Here is an 18,239-nt window from a genome sequence, read left to right as displayed (position 1 = left end):
ATCCGCAGAGCCCCTATGCGAAGCCGATCTTCCAGGAGGACAAGAAGTTCGTCTTCCATTGCGCCGGCGGCCTGCGTTCCGCGCTCGCCGCCAAGACCGCGCAGGACATGGGCCTCAAACCAGTCGCCCACATCGCCGGCGGCTATGCCGCCTGGCGCGACGCCGGTGGCCCGGTGGAAAAATGGGAGCCGAAGAAGGGGTGAGGGGTGCTTCGCTGTCACTCCAATCTCCGGCGTCATTCCCGCGAAAGCGGCGAATCTGGTACGCCGCGGCCTCTCCGCTCGATCACAGCCGCCTCTGGAATACTGGATCGCGCGGACAAGGCCGGGCGATGACGGCGGAGTTTGACGCGCACTGCTTCAACCTCGCTCACGCGCGCTCGGGAATAACGAAAAGGAAATGCAAGCAATGACCACCCCGACCGACCCCCTCGTCTCTACTGAATGGCTCGCCGCCCACATCGGCGACGCCAACGTGAAGGTGCTCGACGCCACCTTCAAGCTGCCGGGCGTGCTGCCGCTGCCGAAGGACGACTATCTCGCCGCGCACCTGCCGGGCGCGGTGTTCTTCGATGTCGACGCTGTGTCCGACCATTCCAATCCGTTGCCGCACATGTTTCCGAGCGCCGAGCAGTTCGGCCGCGACGTCGGTCGTCTCGGCATCAGCAATGCCGATACCGTCGTGATCTACGATGCCGGCGGCTGGGTCGCCGCGCCGCGCGCGTGGTGGATGTTTTTGTCCTACGGCCACGGCAACGTGCGCATTCTCAATGGCGGCCTGAAGAAGTGGCGCGCCGAGGGGCGTCCGGTCGAGAGCGGCGAGGGGAAGCCGAAGGCCCAGGCTTTCAAGGCGAGCTACGATCCGAAGCGTGTGCGCAGCATGCAGCAGTTGATCGCGAACGTCGAAAGCCGTGCCGAGCAGGTGATCGATGCGCGTCCCGCGGAGCGCTTCGAGGGCCGCGTTGCGGAGCCGCGGCCGGGCATCCGCTCCGGCCACATCCCGGGCGCCCGCAACGTGCCCTATGCCCAATTGTTCGATGCCGCGACCGGCGAAATGAAGCCGCCCGCCGATCTCAAGCAGACCTTCACCGGCGCGGGCGTCAAGCTCGACGCACCGATCGTGACGAGCTGCGGCTCCGGCGTCTCTGCCGGCGTGCTGACGCTCGCGCTGTACCGCCTCGGGATCACCGACACCGCGCTCTATGATGGCTCTTGGTCGGAGTGGGGCCAGGAAGGCGGCCCGACGATTGCGACCGGGCCGGCGTGAGGCTCGCTTAGCGGACGCGGGTGGTCGCCGCGTAGGCCGGCTGCCGATATTGTTGCAGCGGCTGCATGGCGAAGGGATTGAATGTCTGCTGCACTGGCGGCGGTGGCGGCCGCCGCACGGTCCGGTGCTGCTTCTTGGCGCGCTGCTTGGCGGCCTGCTTGTCGGACGCATCGCTCTCCGCCTTGGCTTTCGCCGGCGGGGCCTGCGGAGCGGCTGCAGCGAGCGCTGCGACCTCTGTAATTGCCTCTGATGGCGCGATGGTGCTGGCGGCATCAGCCTGTTGCGGTTCGGGTGAGTTGACCGGCGTCGGCACCGGCTCGCCGGTGGCGGGCATGGTCGTGCTGGTCGAGGGTGTGGTTTCGGCCGATGCGGATTGCGGCGCCGGCGTCTCGGCCGGTGGAGAGGGAGCTTCAGTCGCGGCCGGTTCGCCGGCGGCCGACGCAACCGGCCCGCTGCTCACCTCCGATGTCGGTGCGGCCACCTGCTCGGGTCCGCTTTCGGGAAGGCCGACGGTCGGGACGTAGTCGCGGACCGAGGTCGAGGGCGGCAGCGGCTCGGCGCGGAGCGCTGCGAGCACCGGCTGCGTCGGTTCGTTTGCCTGCGCGAACACCTGCTCCTGCGGGCCGTTTCGCCAGGACGGATTGCTGACGAACTGTTCATGCGTCGCCCGGAGCAGCGCGGCGGCACCTAAGCCGAATACCAGGATGGAGGTTGACAACAGGATCGCCGCAAGCAGGAAGCGGAAGCCGGGAAGCATCGAAGGGCAATTTCCGCCTTGGCAGGTTGATGCCGAGGCCCTTGAGCCATCTGAACGCGGTGACGGTACTGACTGCCGCCTTCGCCGCGCGGGAAACTGGTCAAAGCGGAGGGCGAATCAGGCTGATTCGAGAATACCCGAACGGTCCCGGGCCGTTCCGTAAAAATCGGGAGCGGAGAGTCCGGCGACCTACGGCCCCGCGCGATTTCCGCTCCGTGATGCACCGGCGCAACGGTCGCGCCGCCGATCACAAATCACCAAATCAGGCCCGGATCGGCCTGTTTTGTCTTGAATGCGCCGCGATCTTCGTCCATGTGCCGGTTAACGGTCCGGTCGGGCCTGGGGACTACACTAGGGCGATGATGATCAAACATTTTCTGACGATTTGCGCTGCCGCAACAACTGCTGCGGCGGGAGCCTCGCTCGCGCACGCTCAGCAGGGCTATCCGGTCCAGCAGGCCCCGGTCTATCAGCAAGGCTATCCGTCCGAATATCGTCCCGGCGACCGCGTGCCGAATTTCGACGCGCTCGAGGATGACGACGACGCGATGCCGTCGCAGCCGCGGAACTCAGCCGCGCTGCCTCCGCCCGGCCCCTCCGGTCCGGTGATGTCGCCGGACGATCCGCGCTACGGCCGGCCGGCCGGTGCGCCGGTCTACTCCAACAACGCTCCGCAGGGTCCGGTGGTGTCGCCGGATGACCCGCGCTACGGCCGGCCGGCCGGTGCGCCCGTCTATTCCAACAATGCGCCGCAGGGTCCGGTGATGTCGCCGGATGATCCCCGTTATGGCCGCCCCGCCGGCCCGCCAGCGGTGATCTATGCCGACCGTCCTGCCGGGCCGCAGGGCGCCAACGACGGCCTGCGTCCGCCGGAAGGCGTCGGTGGACCCGCCGCGACCGGCGCTGTCCAGCAACAGCAGCCTGCCGGTCCGAATGGCCAGCCGATGACGGTTGCGGCGCTTCCGCCCGAGGAGCAGCCTGACGCAGCGCCCACGCAGTTGCCGGCGAACCTGCGCCGCCAGGAGGTCTCGTTCCAGACCAAGGAGCCGGCCGGTACGCTCATCGTCGATACCCCGAACACCTACCTCTATTACGTCCTCGGTAATGGCCGCGCGATCCGCTACGGGGTGCGCGTCGGCCGTGACGGTTTCACCTGGACCGGCGTGCAAAAGATCACCCGCAAGGCGGAGTGGCCGGATTGGCATCCGCCGACGGAAATGATCGAGCGCCAGCCCTATCTGCCGCGCTTCATGGCTGGCGGTCCCGGCAATCCGCTCGGCGCGCGCGCGATGTATCTCGGCTCGACGGTGTACCGGATCCACGGCACCAACCAGCCCTCGACGATCGGCAAGTTCGTCTCCTCGGGCTGCATCGGCATGCTGAACGAGGACGTCTCCGACCTGTTCGATCGCGTCAAGGTTGGCACCCGCGTCGTCGTGATGCCCGGTGGCCCGTCGCCGGGAACGGCAACTGCATCTGCCGCGCCGACGCCCGGCGCTGCTGCGCCTGCGCCTATGGCTGCCCAGGCCGGTCCGGCCCCGGGCACGCAGCCGACCGTCGTGCCGCCGCTGCCGGCGCCCGTCACTGTGCGCTAAAAGCTTCGAAAGACACTTGATTGCGAAGGGCGTGCCATCGGCACGCCTTTTTCGTTTCAGGCCAACCGCTTCGGCGGCTCGCTGCCCTTGGTCCAGGCGTCGATCGCCTCGACCATCTGCCCGTAATGGATGCGCAGCCCATCCTCGGTGGCGTAGCCGAGATGCGGCGTCAGCACGACATTGTCGAGCTTGCGGATCGGATGATCGGTCGGCAGCGGCTCGACCGAGAACACGTCGATGCCGGCGCCTGCGATCTTCCTCTGCTGCAGCGCCTCGAGCAGCGCTGCCTCGTCGACGATCGGTCCCCGCGCGGTGTTGACGAGATAGGCGGTCGGCTTCATCCGCGCGAGATCGGCGGCGCCGACCAGCCCGCGCGAGCGCTCGCTCAGCACCGCGTGGATGGTGATGATATCCGCCTTCGCAAACAGCTCCTCCTTGCTGGCGTAGCCGACGCCCACCTCCTTGCATTTCTCAGCGGTCAGATTCGGGCTCCAGGCGATGACGTTCATGCCGAACGACTTCGCGATCCCCGCGACCTTGCTGCCGAGCTTGCCGAGCCCGACGACGCCAAGCGTCCGGCCCTCGATCTCGATGCCCGCAAAACTCTGCCAGGGTTCGCCCGCATGCATGCGCGCGTTCTCGCGGCCGATGCCGCGGGTCAATTCCAGGATCAGGCCCATGGTAAGCCCGGCGGTCGGATCGCGGGAATATTGCGTTCCGCAGATCACGACGTTGCGCGCTTTCGCCGCTTCCATGTCGATCGCGGCATTGCGCATGCCGGAGGTCAGCAGCAGCTTCAGCCTGGGGAGCGCCTCGAACAGGCTGCTCGGAAACGCCGTGCGCTCGCGCATCGCGCAGACGATCTCGAAGTCCCCCAGCGCACCGACAGCGGCTTGCTCGGAGGCGAACGGATGATTGAACACCGTCATGTCGACGCGGTCGGAGATCTTTGACCAGTCGGCGACGTCTTGGGCGATGTTGAAATAGTCGTCGAGAATTGCACAGCGTAGCCGCGTCATCGGGGAAAACCGTCCATCCATGGCGAGGAACGACGGCGCGGGCAGGGGCGCCATCGATCGAACCTCGCCATGCTTGCGCGCAATCGGCAGCCGGCGCAAGCAGCAGGACGCTTCAAAAATCCGGCAGCAGGCGGGGCGTCAGAGATCGCGCGGTTTGAGGCGGAACGGCGCGTCCATGCCGTGCTTGGCACGCCAGGCGGGACCCGGGCCGCGCATGTAGTGAAGTTCCGGGCGGTAGGGGTTGAAAGCCGTGGCGAAGAACCGGACCCAGAACGCGCGGAGCTCTGCGAAGAGGGTGGAGCCTCCGGCTCCTGCCGGGACGGGATGAGAGGTTGTCTCGATCATTGCCATGATGCGGCCTCGCTGTTTTCCCCGCCGCTTCTGCCGCAGGTGGCGCTTTTTGTGGCGCCACGGCCAGCTTTGGCCTGCTTTATTAAAAAATGGTTTCAATTGTAGGGATCAGCTTCCCGGATGGTGTCCATTCCGTATTCATCCGTGGTGAACGGAGGGAAAACGTTGCCCTTTGGGGGCGGGATCGCTACATCGGCGGCAAGCAAATTTCCTCAAATCGAAGGTTTTACGGGACCGATGGCGCGCCAGTTCGTCTACTTCATGCAAGGCCTGACCAAGAGCTACCCGACCCGCAAGGTGCTCGATAACATCCATCTGAGCTTCTACCCGGACGCCAAGATCGGCGTGCTCGGCGTCAACGGCTCGGGCAAGTCGACGCTGCTCAAGATCATGGCCGGCCTCGACAAGGAGTACACCGGCGAGGCTTGGGTCGCCGAGGGCGCCCGCGTCGGCTATCTCGAGCAGGAACCGCAGCTCGACCCCAAGCTTTCCGTCCGCGAGAACGTCATGCAGGGCGTCGCCAAGCAGAAGGCGATCCTGGATCGCTACAACGAGCTCGCCGTCAATTATTCGGACGAGACCGCCGATGAGATGACCAAGCTGCAGGACGAGATCGAGGCCCAGGGCCTCTGGGATCTCGACAGCAAGGTCGACCAGGCGATGGACGCCTTGCGCTGCCCGCCCGACGATGCCGATGTCACGAAACTCTCCGGCGGTGAGCGCCGCCGCGTCGCGCTGTGCCGGCTGCTGCTCGATCAGCCCGAGCTGCTGCTGCTGGACGAACCGACCAACCATCTCGACGCCGAATCCGTGTCGTGGCTTGAAGGACACTTGCGCAACTATCCCGGCGCGATCCTGATCGTCACCCACGATCGCTACTTCCTCGACAACGTCACGGGCTGGATTCTCGAGCTCGATCGCGGCCGCGGCATTCCCTACGAGGGCAACTACTCGTCCTGGCTGGTGCAGAAGCAGAAGCGGCTCGAGCAGGAAGGCCGCGAGGAGGCCGCGCATCAGAAGACGCTGGCCCGCGAGCAGGAATGGGTCGCGTCCTCGCCGAAGGCGCGTCAGGCAAAATCCAAGGCCCGTTATCAGCGCTATGAAGAGCTGTTGAAGCAGGCGAGCGAGAAGCAGACCCAGACCGCGCAGATCATCATTCCCGTCGCCGAGCGGCTCGGCGCCAATGTCGTCGATTTCGAAGGCCTCAGCAAAGGCTATGGTGAGCGTCTCCTGATCGACGATCTCACGTTCAAGCTGCCGCCCGGCGGCATCGTCGGCGTGATCGGTGCGAACGGCGCCGGCAAGACCACGCTGTTCAAGATGATCACCAAGCAGGAAACTCCGGACAACGGCACCATCACGGTCGGCGAGACCGTGCATCTCGGCTATGTCGACCAGTCGCGCGATGCGCTCGACGGCAAGAAGACCGTGTGGGAGGAAATCTCCGGCGGCAACGAGCTGATCCTGCTCGGCAAGAAGGAAGTGAATTCGCGCGGCTACTGCTCGTCGTTCAACTTCAAGGGCGCCGACCAGCAGAAGAAGGTTGGCGCGCTGTCAGGCGGTGAACGCAACCGCGTGCATCTTGCCAAGATGCTGAAGTCCGGCGCTAACGTCCTGCTGCTCGACGAGCCGACCAACGACCTCGACGTCGACACGCTGCGCGCGCTCGAAGAGGCGCTGGAGGATTTTGCCGGCTGCGCCGTCATCATCAGCCATGATCGCTGGTTCCTCGACCGCATCGCGACCCACATCCTCGCCTTCGAAGGCGACAGCCACGTCGAATGGTTCGAGGGCAACTTCCAGGACTACGAGAAGGACAAGATGCGCCGTCTCGGCCAGGACAGCATCATTCCGCACCGCGTGAAGTACAAGAAGCTGACTCGGTGATTTCAGCATGATGCGGCGGACGTTCATCGCTGCGGTGATTGTGCTCACCTGCGGCTTGTCGTCCGCCCACGCCGCCGACGCCGCCTTCACCCAGTTCATCGCTTCGCTGTGGCCGGAGGCGCAGGCGGTCGGCGTGTCGCGCGCGACGTTCGACGAACAGACGCGCGGGCTCGAGCCCGACTACAAGCTGCCTGATCTGATCCTGCCGGGACGGCCCGCGACCGGCGCTCCGTCCCAGGCCGAGTTCGTGCAGGTGCCGGCTGATTACATCAAGGAAGCCTCGATCGCGCGGCTTGCCGGCGAGGGTCAGCGGCTGCTGCAGAAATATCGTGACGCGTTGACCCAGATCGAGAAGAGCTCGGGCGTTCCCGCCACCGTCATGCTCGCGATCTGGGGACGTGAGACCGACTATGGCCGCTACACGCTGCCTTATGACCTGGTGCGCGTGCTTGCGACCCAAGCCTATGTCGGCCGGCGCAAGGACACGTACCGCAACGAGTTCGTCCTTGCGCTGAAGATTCTCGGCGAGGGCGTGGTGGCGCGCAAGGACATGCGCGCGTCCTGGGCGGGCGCCACCGGCCTCACGCAGTTCCTGCCATCCGAATACTACAAGCACGGCGTCGATTTCGACGGCGACGGCCGCATCGACATCTGGCATTCGGTGCCGGACGCACTGGCCTCCGCCGCGCAGCAGCTCGTCAACAAGGGCTGGCAGAGCGGCGTACGCTGGGCCTATGAGGTGCAGGCGCCAGCCAAGGTCGATTGCACGAGCGGCGTGCCGGAGGTGACGAAGCCGATCAGCCAGTGGCTGCGCGAGGGCTTTGTGCCGGTGCGCGGGCAAAAGTTGAATGCGGCTGAACTCGCGCAGCCGGCATCGCTGCTCCAGCCCGAAGGCATTTATGGCCCCTCGTTCCTGACGACGAAAAACTACTTCGTCATCAAGGAATATAATTTCTCCGATCTCTACGTGCTGTTCGTCGGCCATCTCAGCGATCGCATGACGAGCCCGCTGTCGTTCGCGACACCCTGGTCAGCCTCGAAGCAACTACGAACGAAGGACGTCGAGGCGATGCAGCGCGGGCTGACGCGGATCGGGCTCTACAAGGACAAGCTCGACGGCAAGGCCGGCATGCTGACGCGCGCGGCGCTCGGCGCCTATCAGAAGTCGGCGGGACTGAAGGTCGATTGCTGGCCGAGCGAAGAGGTGCTGCGCTCGATCCAGGCGGCGCGTTAGCGAGCACGAAAGAAAAAAGCCCGGCCGATGATCTCGGCCGGGCTTCGATCGCGGCGCGAGGTGCGCCCGTCGATCAACTCAGTAGCAGACGCGGACCGGGCGAACGACCCAGCCGTAACCGTCCCAGTAACGCTGGCGCTGCCAGTAGCAGGGCGCAGGCGGCGGGGGCTCGGCCACGTAGACCGGTCCACCATAGGCCGGGCGGCTCGACGCGATGGCGCCGCCGACGATGGCTCCGCCGATCAGGCCGGCTGCGATGCCGGCGCCGACGCCGTCATGGGCCTGAGCGGGCGGAGTGGCGGTCGCCAGCGTACCGGCGATCGTCGCAACCGTGAGGGCGGCAACTAAAGTCTTCTTCATGCTTAGGGCTCTCCTGGGAGAAGGCGCTCGAAAGAGCGCCGGGTTTCAAAGGCTCACGCACACTCTGATGGAATTAGCCGTCCTGCTAGGAAGCGCGCAAATGGTCAATCCACCGTAAACACTCGCGGAGCTGTGACGAGAAAAAGCGGTCTTTTTCGGGCTTTTGGCTGAACGGAGGTCCCGTAAAAAACCGGCCGTTCCGGCACAAATCTGTGGGAAAGCCCTCAGCCGCAGACGCGCACGCGACGCACACGCCAGGCATAACCGTCCCAGAAGCGCTGACGCTGCCAGACGCAGCCGCCGTAATAGTCGTCGGCGGCATAGCCCGGGCCGTAGTAACGGGGCGGAGGCGGATCGCCGGGACCATAATAGTAACCGGGACCGGGTCCGTAATACGGGGATGCCAGCGCGCCCCCGACGATAGCGCCGCCTACGATGCCGGCGGCCACGCCCGCGGCGACACCACGCTGCGCATGGGCCGGCGCAGGCGCAAGCGCCGATGCGGCCAGGGTGGCGGCGGCAGCGAGTGCCAGGAGCGATTTCTTCATGGATTTCACCTTTCACAGCGAGCGCGGACGTGGTTCCCCACCCAAGGTTCCATATTCTGCTTGAATGATCAATGAACGGAAGGTCTGCCGGGGGCGACGAATGCGTGCGGGAGGCGGCTCCCGCGAGGCACGAAACCCGAGAAAGAGCCATGAACAGTTTGATGATGAGCGCCCTGATCGCCATCGGGGCCACCTCGGTCATCTGCTTCGTCCTGATGACTCATGTGCAGGACCGCAGCCGGCGGCGCTCGCGCGCGGCTGCCGGTGCCAATGGCGGCGACAGCTATTCTGGAAACACTGACGGCTTTGCGCTGGGGAGCTGGTTTTTCAGCGACAATTCATCGTCGTCGGTCGATAGTTCCGGCAATCCGATCGGCAGCGGCTCTTGCAGTTCCAGTGACAGCATCAGTAGTGACAGCAGCGGCGGCGGTGGCGGTGATTGCGGCGGTGGCGGGGACAGCGGTGGTGGCGGCGGCGATTAGGCCCCAATTCGGTTGCAACCTTGATCCAGCGCAAGTTGTCTTTTTAGACCCGTTCTAGGCTGAATCGCGGCTCAGTTTGGAATAGCTTCAAATACCGGTTTTTCCTTTTGCATCCGGCCGAGCCTTTAAATATCGATGATGGTGCATCACCGAAGGGCCTGCCGCTTTCCATGATCGTCTGTTCCTGTAACGTGCTGAGCGATGACGACATCCGCGCCGCCGTCGCCGATTCCGACGACGCCGTGCGACATGCCAAGCAGGTCTATGGCTGCCTCGGTTGTAGCGCCGAATGCGGACGCTGCGCGCGGACCATCAAGACCATCATCGATGAAGCTCTCGGCCCGTGCGCCACGTCCTGCTGTGCCGGTTGCCCGCACAGCCACCAGGTCGCTGCCAACGACGAGATCGTCGAGCCCGCCTCGTTCGCACTCGCGGCCTGCTGACTTCTCTTTCTTCAATCGGCTGAGCTTATCCCCGGGTGCGACCCTGCGATGGGTTGCTCCCGTTCCAAACTTGTTTTAGAAGCGTTCTAAATTCGGTTTATTACCGATGAGGCCGCAAGAGCTGGAGTGAATCATGCAGGGCGACGCGAAAGTTATCGAATATCTCAACAAGGCACTGCGTCACGAGCTCACCGCGATCAATCAATACTGGTTGCACTACCGCTTCCTCGACAATTGGGGCTTGCGCGACATGGCCAAGGTCTGGCGCAAGGAATCCATCGAGGAGATGGAGCACGCCGACAAGCTCACCGAGCGCATCCTGTTCTTCGACGGCTTCCCGAACATGCAGGTGCTCGATCCCCTGCGCATCGGCCAGAACGTCAAGGAGATCATCGATTGCGATCTCGCTGCCGAGATCAGCGCGCGTGCGCTCTACCAGGAAGCGGCCACCTACTGTCACAGCGTGAAGGACTACGTCACGCGCGACCTGTTCGAGAAGCTGATGAGCGACGAGGAGCATCACATCGATTTCCTCGAGACCCAGCTCGACCTGATCGGCCGCATTGGTCTCGAGCTCTACACCCAGAAGCACGTCGGCGGACTCGAGGGCGAGGGGCATTAAGCTCCGACGCTAGCCGCAAACTCCCCATGTCGTCCCGGCGAAAGCCGGGACCCATCACCCCAGGGAGAAGTTGTGGTGCAGAGCCGGTAACCACGAGTCTTCGCCAAACTACTCCCTGCGGCTATCACGACGAGCGAAACGCGCGGGGGTCCCGGATCTGCGCTTCGCTTGTCCGGGACGACACTGTGCTCGTTGCGCCGGCCTACAACTGCGTCTTGTAGCGCGCTTCCACCACGTCCTGGCTCTCCGGTTCGCCCAAGCCCGTCTGGTCGTGAATGACCTGGACGATGCTCGGCATCACCGCGCGCTCAACCTTCGCCTCCGGCGACCACAGCTTTGAGCGCATCAAGGCTTTGCCGCAGTGGAAATAGACCTCGCTCACCGCGACGCTCAGCACCGCGCGCGGCGGCTTGCCGAACTCGACCATCGAGGCGAGCAGCTCCGGAGCGGCGGACAGCGTGCCGCGACCGCCGACGCGCAGCGTCTCGTCGATACCTGGCACGAAGAACAACAGATGCACGAAGCCCGAGCCTTCGACGACGTTCCTTAAACTGTCGATCCGGTTGTTGCCGGAGCGATCAGGCATCAGCAACTCATTGGGGCCGGCGACGTGGACGAAGCCGGCACCACCACCGCGCGGCGAGGCATCGACGCTGCCATCAGTGCCCGACGTCGCCAGCACGCAGAACGGCGACATCTCGATGAACTTCCTGGCATGCACGTCGATCGCGGGCCGCGCTTTCGCGATCACGCGCGGGCTCGGCTTCGCATAGATGGTGGAGGTCTTCAGCGCAAAGATCGGTCAACGGCGGGCCTCCGCTTGAGCTGGCGCGTCAAACTACCTGATAGGGCCGCTCGCAGCCAACGAAATCCGGCTTTGGCCCGCGAAATCAGTGCCTCGCCTTGTCATGCAGTGCGAGTAGCGATTTGGGCGCGACGTTGCGCCAGGCCATCGTGAGTGCGCTTCGCAACGTCACCTGATCAGCTTTCGCCAGCCTCACATTGGTGCTGCCCGTCTTGCCCCACGCGCCGGGCACCGGACGAAACATCTCCGGTTCGGCGGCGACCAGCATCGTCTGCTGCTCCGGGGTGAGCTTGACCATGCCCCATTCGTCATCGGGATAGCCGAGCGTTGCGAAGACGCGCTTGCCGACGCGAAAATCGGCATGTCCGTGATGCTCACCCTCGACGGCGCCGGGCAACGCGAGCGCAGTCCGGCGAAAGCGAGCGGTCGACATCGGATCCTGTTGCTGGTGTCACATCGTCCGCTGCGGTGCCGTCTGCAGCAATTGCCGGAGCTGCTCAGTGTAGAATTTTGCGTTGCCGGTGGTGCCGTGGCCGCGCGTCTCCGTGCTCGCGGGGATCAGATACAGGCGGCCGTTCTTGACCCGCTTCATCGCCGCTTCCGTAACGCCCGTCTCCGGCGGATTGCGCTCGTCGTCGGCAGCGTTGATCAACAGCAGCGGTGCTTCGATGCGCTCCAGCCGCTCTGAGGCATTGTAGTCGTGCGAGGACTCCCACTGATAGACGAAGTCATTGGCATCCGCGGTGATTGGTGCAGCGAGTCGTTCGTCGACCATCTTGTCGGCCTTGGCCGCCGTCGGCGCCTGCGCCTGATAGGCGAGCGTCCCGCCGATGCTGGCGATGCCATAGGCGACGATGGCGTATTTCATCATGCGCGGTTGGCTCGTGTAGTTGCCGCCATTGTAGTCGGGATCGCTGCGGATGGTGTCGAGCATGATCCGCCGCATCATCCAGTTGCGCGAGGCCATCTCGGTCGGCTGCGAGGCCATCGGCGCCAGCGCATCCATGCTTTGCGGATATTTCTCGCCCCACAGCCAGGTCTGCATGCCGCCCATGGAGTTGCCCATCACGAGGCGCAAGTGCTTGACGCCGAGCCCCTCCGTCACGAGTCGGTACTGCGCCTCGACCATGTCGTCGTAATCGTACTTCGGAAAGCTCGTCTTCATTCCGTCTGACGGTTTTGACGATTTGCCGTGGCCGACCGCATCGGGAATGATGATGTAGTATTTGGACGCATCGAGCGGCTGTCCGGTGCCGAACAATTCGCCCGCGAAAGCCGGCGTCAGCATGCCCGCGGCGGATTGGCCAGTGCCGTGCAGCACCAGCACCGGCTGACCGGTCGGCTCGCCGATCGTGGTGTAGTGCAGCTTCAGCTCCGCCATGGTCTCGCCGGTGTGGAACTTGAAGTCCCTGGCGATCCACTCGCCTTGTTTCGGAGCTGGATAATCAGCCGCCATCGCCGGTATCGAGATGGATAGCAAAACGGCGGCAAGCATCGCGCCCGAAATCTTCATGTGTTTCTCCCCGCTGCGGCCGCTTTCATCCGGGCCGCTTCGCGGGCGATCTTATCAGCGTCACCTCGAGGATCGAGAGCGGATACTCCGCCGTCCGCCAGAACATTTTTGCAATGGTGCATCGCGCAAGCGGAATATTTCGGCGGCCGGCCAACGGGCCCATCAGCTCATTCGTGCTTGAGAAAGCCGAGCGCGTACCAGCCCCAATAAACCCTGTGGTGCTGGATCAGGCCCTTATCGATCTCCATGATCTCGACCAGCTCCATCTGGTCGCCGTCGGGAGAGACGCGTGGATATTCCCAGGTGACGATGCGGCCGTCCGTGAAGAAGCCCTGCTTGAAGCGCTTGCGCTGAGGCGGATTGGTCTGGAAGACGCGCGCAATGAAGCTGCGCAAATTGTCCTTGCCTTTGACGATTCCACTTGGAGTCTTCAGGAGGCGTTGGACCAGCGGGCTTTCGATGGATGCATCATCTGCATAGAGTGCGAGCGCTGCCTCGAGGTCCTTGTTGCCGAGGGCTTCGTCCCACAGCCTGCAGATGCGTTCGGCGTCGCCTTTGTGTGCTTCGTTGATCACGGTGCAATCCTCGCGATTCAGGGATATTTCCCAGGGATCGCAGAGCTGCGCCGCCAAAGTTTCACGGAATTCTGAAATGACCGCGCTTTGGATGATTGCGATGACGTGGGAGCGTGCCCAGATCAGGGGCGGGAGTTTTTGATGGCGGTGGCACGACGGTCGGTGCAATCGGGATTTTCGCGGCTCACCGAGGCTTTGAGCGATCCGGCGCGCGAGGCCATGGTAAGTGCGCTATTCGGCGGCAAGGCTTTGCCTGCCGGCGAGCTGGCATCGCTTGCCGGCGTGTCGCCACAGAGTGCCAGCGCGCATTTGCAGAAGCTGACGGACGCGCGCCTGCTCACGGTGTGGCAGCAGGGCCGTTTCCGGTACTATCGGATCGCCGACGATGAGGTCGCGGGCCTGATCGAGAACCTCGTCAATCTTGCTGCCAGGGCTGATCATGTCGAGCGAACGCGACGCGTGCCGACGCCGTTCCGGCAGTCGCGGACCTGTTATTGCCATCTCGCCGGCCAGCTCGGCGTGGCGCTGCTGGACGGTTTGGTGTGTCGCGAACTGATCACGCTGCGCGGCCGGGACGGCTCTCTCACTGGGCAGGGCTTGGCCTGGTGTCGCACCGAGAAGATCGACTTCAAGCCGGGCCGGGATCCTCACATGCGCCTCTGCAACGATTGGACCGAGCGTGTTCCACATTTGGCGGGCCCGTTTGCCAACGCGCTGCTGAAGCGGCTGGTCGAAACGCACGCGCTCGCGCCGCATCGCATTCCACGCGCGCTTCGTCTCACGCCGAAGGGGCGCGCCTTCTTCGAGCGGCTTGGCGTCCCCGTTCCGTTCTGACCTGCCGATGACATCGGCGGACCCGGCATGTAGCATTGGGCTGCCGCCGATCGTCCTCGAACAGGAGCGCCTTTCAGGAGGAACTTATGTGCCGCAACATCAAGACGCTGTTCAATTTCGAGCCGCCGGCGACAGAGGACGAGATCCAGGCCAGCGCGCTGCAATTCGTGCGAAAACTGTCCGGCTTCAACAAGCCGTCGCAGGCCAATGAGGCGGCGTTCGATCGCGCGGTGACGGAGGTGTCCGAGGCCGCGCGGCGGCTCCTGACATCGCTGCATACGCATGCGCCGGCGCGGGATCGTTCGGCGGAGGCCGAGAAGGCGAAGGAGCGCTCGCGGCTGCGCTTTGGCTAAGGGCTTTGCGTGATCTGGCTCACGGTCCCTTGTGACGCGGGTTGCGATGATGATCGCCGGGGTTTTTTCGAGCGAACCCGGAGCACGACCATGAGCCGCCCCCTGATCTCTTTGAAAGCCGGTGCCGTCATCTTCACGGTGCTGTGGACCGCCTGGATGATGTGGTGGAGCGGTTCCTATAGCAGTGCCAACCTCGTCATCCTGGCGGTCTGTGGCGCGGCGGTCGGCTACGTCTGGTACCGCGCCATGCGCTGGCAGTTCGAGCGCATGGGTATGCTGCCGCACAAGGATGATCGTTCCGCGCTGTAGGCGCGGGCCGCGCCTATTTGTCCTTGTTGCCGTGCTTCTTCTTTTTCTTCTTTTTCCTGTGGCCGTCCTCGTCCGTCTCCTCGCTCGCGTCGTCAACGAAGATATCGGCATTGCCATCGTCCTGGACGGCGGCTTCCAGCGCCTCGCGCTCGGCGGCTTCGCGCTCGCGCTGGCGCCGCCGCTCGTCCCAGGCATCAAAGAGCTGCTCCAGCCATGGCAGCACTTGCTCAATCGAGGGCAACTGACCGGGCGGACCGGGTTCGCCGCGCGGGCCTTGCGGGCCGGCCGGTCCCTGCGGTCCGGCTGCTCCTTGCGCGCCGACGGGGCCTCGCGAACCGGCTTCGCCTGGCTTGCCTTGCGCACCCGGCTTGCCCTGCGGTCCGGCCTTTCCGACCGGTCCGGGCTTGCCCTGCGGCCCCGGCTTGCCGCGCTGACCGTCCGGGCCGCGCCGTCCGGGATGTCCCTGCGGGCCCGCCCGTCCCGGCTCGCCCTGCCGTCCACGCGGACCCTGAAGTCCCTGTCGCCCTTGCCGCCCCTGATCGTCTGCCACGCCGCTACTCCTGATCGAGAAGCCCGTTAATTAGCGGCGTTTCACGACAGCAGCAATTGTGCGGGCCGGGTTGCCGTGCTTGATCAACATCAATCGGCGGCGCGGCAAGCCATGGCATTGGATCGCTTGTGCGCGAGATTACCCCCCAAGCAGAGCCGTCGATGACCGCGGCATGGAAGATCCTCTTGCTGTTCATGCTGGTTTTCGCGATCGCCGCCGGGCTCGAGCACGTCCTCGTGCCGGACATCGTCCCGATCGCCTTTGCCGAAGAGCCGCAGCCGTCATGGATGGTCATGACCGCCTTCCTGCTGCGCGCGGTCGAGCTGACCGCGGCTATCGTCGCGGCGCTGTCGTTCTCGATCGCGCTTGGCGTGACGCTCAGGGGATGGTGGCGCCGCCGCGCCGCGTCCTAATCGTGATAGGCGGGCACGTCGATGCCTTCGGCCGCGTAGATCCGGATTTTGTTGCGAAGTGTGCGAACGGAAAGGCCGAGCACGCGCGCGGCGCGCGTGCGGTTGCCGTCGCAGCGGGCGAGCGTCTGGAGCACGAGCTCGCGCTCGATCTCGCCGACAGTCGCGCCGATCAGAAGTGGAACGATTTCATTGGGGGTAAGAAGCTGCGTAGGCGACGCGGACGCAGCAGAGTGAACAATGGTCATTAACGCACCTCCCGACCAACGCCCGCTTCCGTCTATGGAAGCGGATCGAGAACAAACGACCCCAAGCCGTAATTCTACGGTGGGCGGGTTTGGTTAACGGATGGTTAACAACGACGGAATGCACCAGATGACCTTGGGATAACCGCAAAGCGGCCGCCATTGGCACAAGCTGCGTAGTGATGTGAATAAGTCGTCGCTGCCTCTGGAATACAGGATCCCCGGTCCCTCGCGGGGGTGACACCGGGCAAGAACGCTGTGCCCGATCACAACGTCCTGCAGCCGCCGTCCAGCATCATGATCGAGCCGGTGACGCAGCTTCCTCGACTCTTTTTTCTGGCGTTGACGACAAGCTGATTCAAAGCCGAACCAATCGAAACGCCAAGCCACTTCTGCGCGTTGCTGTCATCCCGTTTTGGATGCCGCGCAATTTGGACGAAGCGCATGGACCCGCATATCAGACATTGGAAGCTCGCGATCGAGCGCTGCATGTCGGCGCCCGAGCCCGATTACGGCAAGACGGCCGAGATCGTCGCGGAAATCGCAGGCGCGAGCCGCGATGAGACGCTGCGGCAGGCGGCAACCCAGGTGCTGGCGAGCCTGCGCCACGCCGCGGCCAAGTCGGCGCCGCGCAGCGTCCGGGAGATCGCCCGGCAGCGGATCGGCATGGTTCAGGACGCCCTGCACGTCGCGACCGCACCAAAATTCGGCAAGCGTGGCCGCGACACGACGGTCAGGCCTCATTGAGGAGCCGGTGCAGGCAGAAATTCGCGCCGGATTCGTGTCGAAGTTTCGCGAAAGGCTAACCCGAAATTAAGACGTCGGAAACGCCGCGCTTGGCATACTCGCTTTCGTTGCTAAGTGTTGCGCGCATGATGGACCGGATTGAATCCTGGAAGCTGGCCCTCGAACGCTTGCGGACCGCCCACACCCTCGACTGGGACGAGGCGGGCCGGCTTGCGGCCGAGATCGCGCGTGCGAGCACCGACACGACGCTGCGCCAGGCCGCCGAGCAGGCGATCCCGATCCTGCGCCAGGCCGCCCATGACGGGCAGGCCCACGACATCACGGTGGCGGCGCAGCGCCGCCTCAGTGTCGTGCTCGAGGTCATCCACGGCCTGACCGCGCCGCGCTTCGGCCGCCGCAGTGCAATGCCAAAGAAGCTGACTAACGAGGAACGCGCGCGCCGCACGCTAGGCCTGCCGCTTGCGGTGCAGCTCACCTGCGACGACATCCACCAGGCCTATCGCCGTCTCGCCAAGACTATGCATCCCGACCGCGGCGGCAGCGAGCAGGCCTTCCTCGACCTCGCCGCCGCGCGGGACGTTTTGATCCATCCCGGCGCAAACAAGGACGCGTGAGGCGTCAGCTTCTGTTCACGCAGCTCGGATAGGGCGCCTTCTCGCCCGCGACGATCGGGCAGAGGTCGATCGGGCGCAGCTGGCGCAGGCGCGCGGGCCATTTCTCGTCATCGAGCGGCGGCTTGCCGGCGGCGGGTCCCCGCTCGGCCCATTGGATCGTGTAGTAATCGGCGTCGCCCTTCAGCGCGATCAGCAGCGCGGTTTCGCTGTGGCGCTCAGGGCCGGTGTCGACGCTGCCGCAGCCGATCACGGCGATGAAGGCATCGGAGTCGCCGAACCTGGTGGTGCCGAGCGCCTTCGCGGCAAAACTCTCGGGGCAGGCTGATTTGAAGCCGCCGGCGATGTTGCCGGCGAATTTCTCCGGCGTGAGCGACGGATTGCCTGCGACGCCTTTCTCGCCGGCGACCGTGATCATCTGCGTCCAGGCCTGCGCGCTCTCGCCCTTGAGCACGGCCTCGCGGATGTAGTGGCCGCCCCTGGTGTTCTCGAACACCGCGGCAAAATTCGACGGCATCGCAAAGCTGACGAGCTGGCTGAAGATCGGCGAGATCACGCGGAAGGATTGCGGGGCCTGCGCTTGCGCCGGCATCGTCAACCCCACGAGCGAAAGGCCGAGAACCGCGGCCTTCGTCATTGTCGCGCGCATCAAACTGTCTGCCTTGTCAAAATGCAGAGGGCAAGGACGCGGCTTGCGCCCTTGCCCGCTACTAAGGGTTCGCC

Annotated in this window: 27 protein-coding genes; 14 read left to right on the top strand and 13 right to left on the bottom strand. The window is 64.6% G+C overall.

The features are described from left to right. A partial coding sequence (locus SO180_RS27015) for a rhodanese-like domain-containing protein (RefSeq protein WP_449381876.1) occupies nt 1-203 on the top strand: 203 nt, incomplete at its 5' end. A gap of 205 nt (nt 204-408) precedes the next feature. Then, the gene (sseA, locus tag SO180_RS27010; protein WP_449381875.1) at nt 409-1,266 is read left to right on the top strand and encodes a 3-mercaptopyruvate sulfurtransferase; all 858 of its coding nucleotides are present in this window, start codon (nt 409-411) and stop codon (nt 1,264-1,266) included. A gap of 7 nt (nt 1,267-1,273) precedes the next feature. On the opposite strand, the gene SO180_RS27005 is transcribed toward sseA, so the two are convergent. Then, nucleotides 1,274-2,023 (bottom strand): hypothetical protein, encoded by a 750-nt coding sequence (locus SO180_RS27005; protein ID WP_449381874.1) that lies wholly within the window; start codon nt 2,021-2,023, stop codon nt 1,274-1,276. Nucleotides 2,024-2,382: 359 nt separating this feature from the next. On the opposite strand from SO180_RS27005, the gene SO180_RS27000 reads away from it, so the two are divergent. Further along, nucleotides 2,383-3,618: a L,D-transpeptidase gene (locus tag SO180_RS27000; RefSeq protein ID WP_449381873.1), complete on the top strand. Its 1,236-nt coding sequence runs from the start codon at nt 2,383-2,385 to the stop codon at nt 3,616-3,618. Between the two features lie 56 nt (nt 3,619-3,674). Here SO180_RS27000 and SO180_RS26995 read toward each other — a convergent pair whose 3' ends face one another. Both SO180_RS26995 and SO180_RS26990 read right to left on the bottom strand, forming a co-directional pair. After that, nucleotides 3,675-4,637: a D-2-hydroxyacid dehydrogenase family protein gene (locus tag SO180_RS26995; RefSeq protein ID WP_449381877.1), complete on the bottom strand. Its 963-nt coding sequence runs from the start codon at nt 4,635-4,637 to the stop codon at nt 3,675-3,677. Nucleotides 4,638-4,775: 138 nt separating this feature from the next. Then, nucleotides 4,776-4,988, bottom strand: a complete 213-nt coding sequence (locus SO180_RS26990; protein ID WP_449381872.1) for a hypothetical protein — start codon at nt 4,986-4,988, stop codon at nt 4,776-4,778. A gap of 237 nt (nt 4,989-5,225) precedes the next feature. Here SO180_RS26990 and ettA point away from each other — a divergent pair, with 237 nt between their 5' ends. Next, nucleotides 5,226-6,875 carry an energy-dependent translational throttle protein EttA gene (gene ettA, locus SO180_RS26985; protein ID WP_449381871.1) on the top strand — a complete coding sequence of 550 codons (1,650 nt, stop codon included), beginning with the start codon at nt 5,226-5,228 and terminating at the stop codon, nt 6,873-6,875. A gap of 7 nt (nt 6,876-6,882) precedes the next feature. Then, a complete protein-coding gene (locus SO180_RS26980) occupies nt 6,883-8,109 on the top strand; it encodes a lytic murein transglycosylase (protein ID WP_449381870.1) in 1,227 nt (408 codons plus the stop codon). A gap of 78 nt (nt 8,110-8,187) precedes the next feature. Here SO180_RS26980 and SO180_RS26975 read toward each other — a convergent pair whose 3' ends face one another. Together SO180_RS26975 and SO180_RS26970 are read right to left on the bottom strand one after the other, a co-directional pair. After that, a complete protein-coding gene (locus SO180_RS26975; protein ID WP_449381869.1) occupies nt 8,188-8,469 on the bottom strand; it encodes a hypothetical protein in 282 nt (93 codons plus the stop codon). 224 nt (nt 8,470-8,693) lie between these two features. Then, entirely contained in the window at nt 8,694-9,017 is a 324-nt protein-coding gene (locus SO180_RS26970) for a hypothetical protein (RefSeq protein WP_449381868.1), read from the bottom strand. Between the two features lie 161 nt (nt 9,018-9,178). Here SO180_RS26970 and SO180_RS26965 point away from each other — a divergent pair, with 161 nt between their 5' ends. The 3 genes from SO180_RS26965 (at nt 9,179) to bfr (ending at nt 10,564) form a co-directional block, all read left to right on the top strand. Then, nucleotides 9,179-9,499 (top strand): hypothetical protein, encoded by a 321-nt coding sequence (locus SO180_RS26965; RefSeq protein WP_449381867.1) that lies wholly within the window; start codon nt 9,179-9,181, stop codon nt 9,497-9,499. Between the two features lie 170 nt (nt 9,500-9,669). Continuing rightward, complete coding sequence (locus tag SO180_RS26960; protein WP_449381866.1) at nt 9,670-9,942, top strand: (2Fe-2S)-binding protein; 273 nt, start codon at nt 9,670-9,672, stop codon at nt 9,940-9,942. Nucleotides 9,943-10,075: 133 nt separating this feature from the next. Then, complete coding sequence (gene bfr, locus SO180_RS26955) at nt 10,076-10,564, top strand: bacterioferritin (protein WP_027522416.1); 489 nt, start codon at nt 10,076-10,078, stop codon at nt 10,562-10,564. A gap of 202 nt (nt 10,565-10,766) precedes the next feature. On the opposite strand, the gene SO180_RS26950 is transcribed toward bfr, so the two are convergent. From SO180_RS26950 to SO180_RS26935, 4 genes are all read right to left on the bottom strand, one after another. Then, on the bottom strand, nt 10,767-11,315 hold the full coding sequence (locus SO180_RS26950; RefSeq protein WP_449381865.1) for an MSMEG_1061 family FMN-dependent PPOX-type flavoprotein: 549 nt from the start codon (nt 11,313-11,315) through the stop codon (nt 10,767-10,769). A gap of 139 nt (nt 11,316-11,454) precedes the next feature. Continuing rightward, entirely contained in the window at nt 11,455-11,802 is a 348-nt protein-coding gene (locus SO180_RS26945) for an MmcQ/YjbR family DNA-binding protein (RefSeq protein ID WP_449381864.1), read from the bottom strand. A gap of 18 nt (nt 11,803-11,820) precedes the next feature. Then, on the bottom strand, nt 11,821-12,882 hold the full coding sequence (locus SO180_RS26940) for an alpha/beta fold hydrolase (protein WP_449381863.1): 1,062 nt from the start codon (nt 12,880-12,882) through the stop codon (nt 11,821-11,823). Nucleotides 12,883-13,049: 167 nt separating this feature from the next. Beyond that, nucleotides 13,050-13,457 (bottom strand): nuclear transport factor 2 family protein, encoded by a 408-nt coding sequence (locus tag SO180_RS26935; protein WP_449381862.1) that lies wholly within the window; start codon nt 13,455-13,457, stop codon nt 13,050-13,052. 141 nt (nt 13,458-13,598) lie between these two features. Between SO180_RS26935 and SO180_RS26930 the strand changes: the two genes are divergently transcribed. From SO180_RS26930 to SO180_RS26920, 3 genes are all read left to right on the top strand, one after another. Then, the gene (locus SO180_RS26930) at nt 13,599-14,291 is read left to right on the top strand and encodes an ArsR/SmtB family transcription factor (RefSeq protein WP_449381861.1); all 693 of its coding nucleotides are present in this window, start codon (nt 13,599-13,601) and stop codon (nt 14,289-14,291) included. Between the two features lie 86 nt (nt 14,292-14,377). Continuing rightward, on the top strand, nt 14,378-14,644 hold the full coding sequence (locus tag SO180_RS26925; RefSeq protein ID WP_449381860.1) for a DUF2277 domain-containing protein: 267 nt from the start codon (nt 14,378-14,380) through the stop codon (nt 14,642-14,644). Nucleotides 14,645-14,734: 90 nt separating this feature from the next. Beyond that, nucleotides 14,735-14,953 (top strand): hypothetical protein, encoded by a 219-nt coding sequence (locus tag SO180_RS26920; protein WP_449381859.1) that lies wholly within the window; start codon nt 14,735-14,737, stop codon nt 14,951-14,953. Between the two features lie 13 nt (nt 14,954-14,966). Here SO180_RS26920 and SO180_RS26915 read toward each other — a convergent pair whose 3' ends face one another. Further along, nucleotides 14,967-15,503: a collagen-like domain-containing protein gene (locus tag SO180_RS26915; RefSeq protein ID WP_449381858.1), complete on the bottom strand. Its 537-nt coding sequence runs from the start codon at nt 15,501-15,503 to the stop codon at nt 14,967-14,969. A 161-nt stretch (nt 15,504-15,664) separates the two neighbouring features. Here SO180_RS26915 and SO180_RS26910 point away from each other — a divergent pair, with 161 nt between their 5' ends. Beyond that, on the top strand, nt 15,665-15,916 hold the full coding sequence (locus SO180_RS26910) for a hypothetical protein (protein WP_449381857.1): 252 nt from the start codon (nt 15,665-15,667) through the stop codon (nt 15,914-15,916). On the opposite strand, the gene SO180_RS26905 is transcribed toward SO180_RS26910, so the two are convergent. Then, nucleotides 15,913-16,161: a helix-turn-helix domain-containing protein gene (locus SO180_RS26905; protein WP_449381856.1), complete on the bottom strand. Its 249-nt coding sequence runs from the start codon at nt 16,159-16,161 to the stop codon at nt 15,913-15,915. The genes SO180_RS26910 and SO180_RS26905 overlap by 4 nt on opposite strands. Nucleotides 16,162-16,424: 263 nt before the next feature. Further along, entirely contained in the window at nt 16,425-16,604 is a 180-nt protein-coding gene (locus SO180_RS26900) for a hypothetical protein (protein WP_449381855.1), read from the bottom strand. Between SO180_RS26900 and SO180_RS26895 the strand changes: the two genes are divergently transcribed. Together SO180_RS26895 and SO180_RS26890 are read left to right on the top strand one after the other, a co-directional pair. Continuing rightward, a complete protein-coding gene (locus SO180_RS26895; protein ID WP_449381854.1) occupies nt 16,603-16,905 on the top strand; it encodes a hypothetical protein in 303 nt (100 codons plus the stop codon). The two genes, SO180_RS26900 and SO180_RS26895, sit on opposite strands and share 2 nt — an antisense overlap. A gap of 125 nt (nt 16,906-17,030) precedes the next feature. After that, complete coding sequence (locus SO180_RS26890; protein ID WP_449381853.1) at nt 17,031-17,519, top strand: DnaJ domain-containing protein; 489 nt, start codon at nt 17,031-17,033, stop codon at nt 17,517-17,519. 4 nt (nt 17,520-17,523) lie between these two features. On the opposite strand, the gene SO180_RS26885 is transcribed toward SO180_RS26890, so the two are convergent. Next, nucleotides 17,524-18,165 (bottom strand): hypothetical protein, encoded by a 642-nt coding sequence (locus SO180_RS26885; protein WP_449381852.1) that lies wholly within the window; start codon nt 18,163-18,165, stop codon nt 17,524-17,526. Between the last annotated feature and the right edge of the window lie 74 nt (nt 18,166-18,239).

This window comes from Bradyrhizobium sp. UFLA05-112 (genome assembly GCF_053572325.1).
The sequence above is the reverse complement of the archived record's forward strand: the minus strand, read 5'-3'. Positions and strand labels throughout refer to the sequence as shown.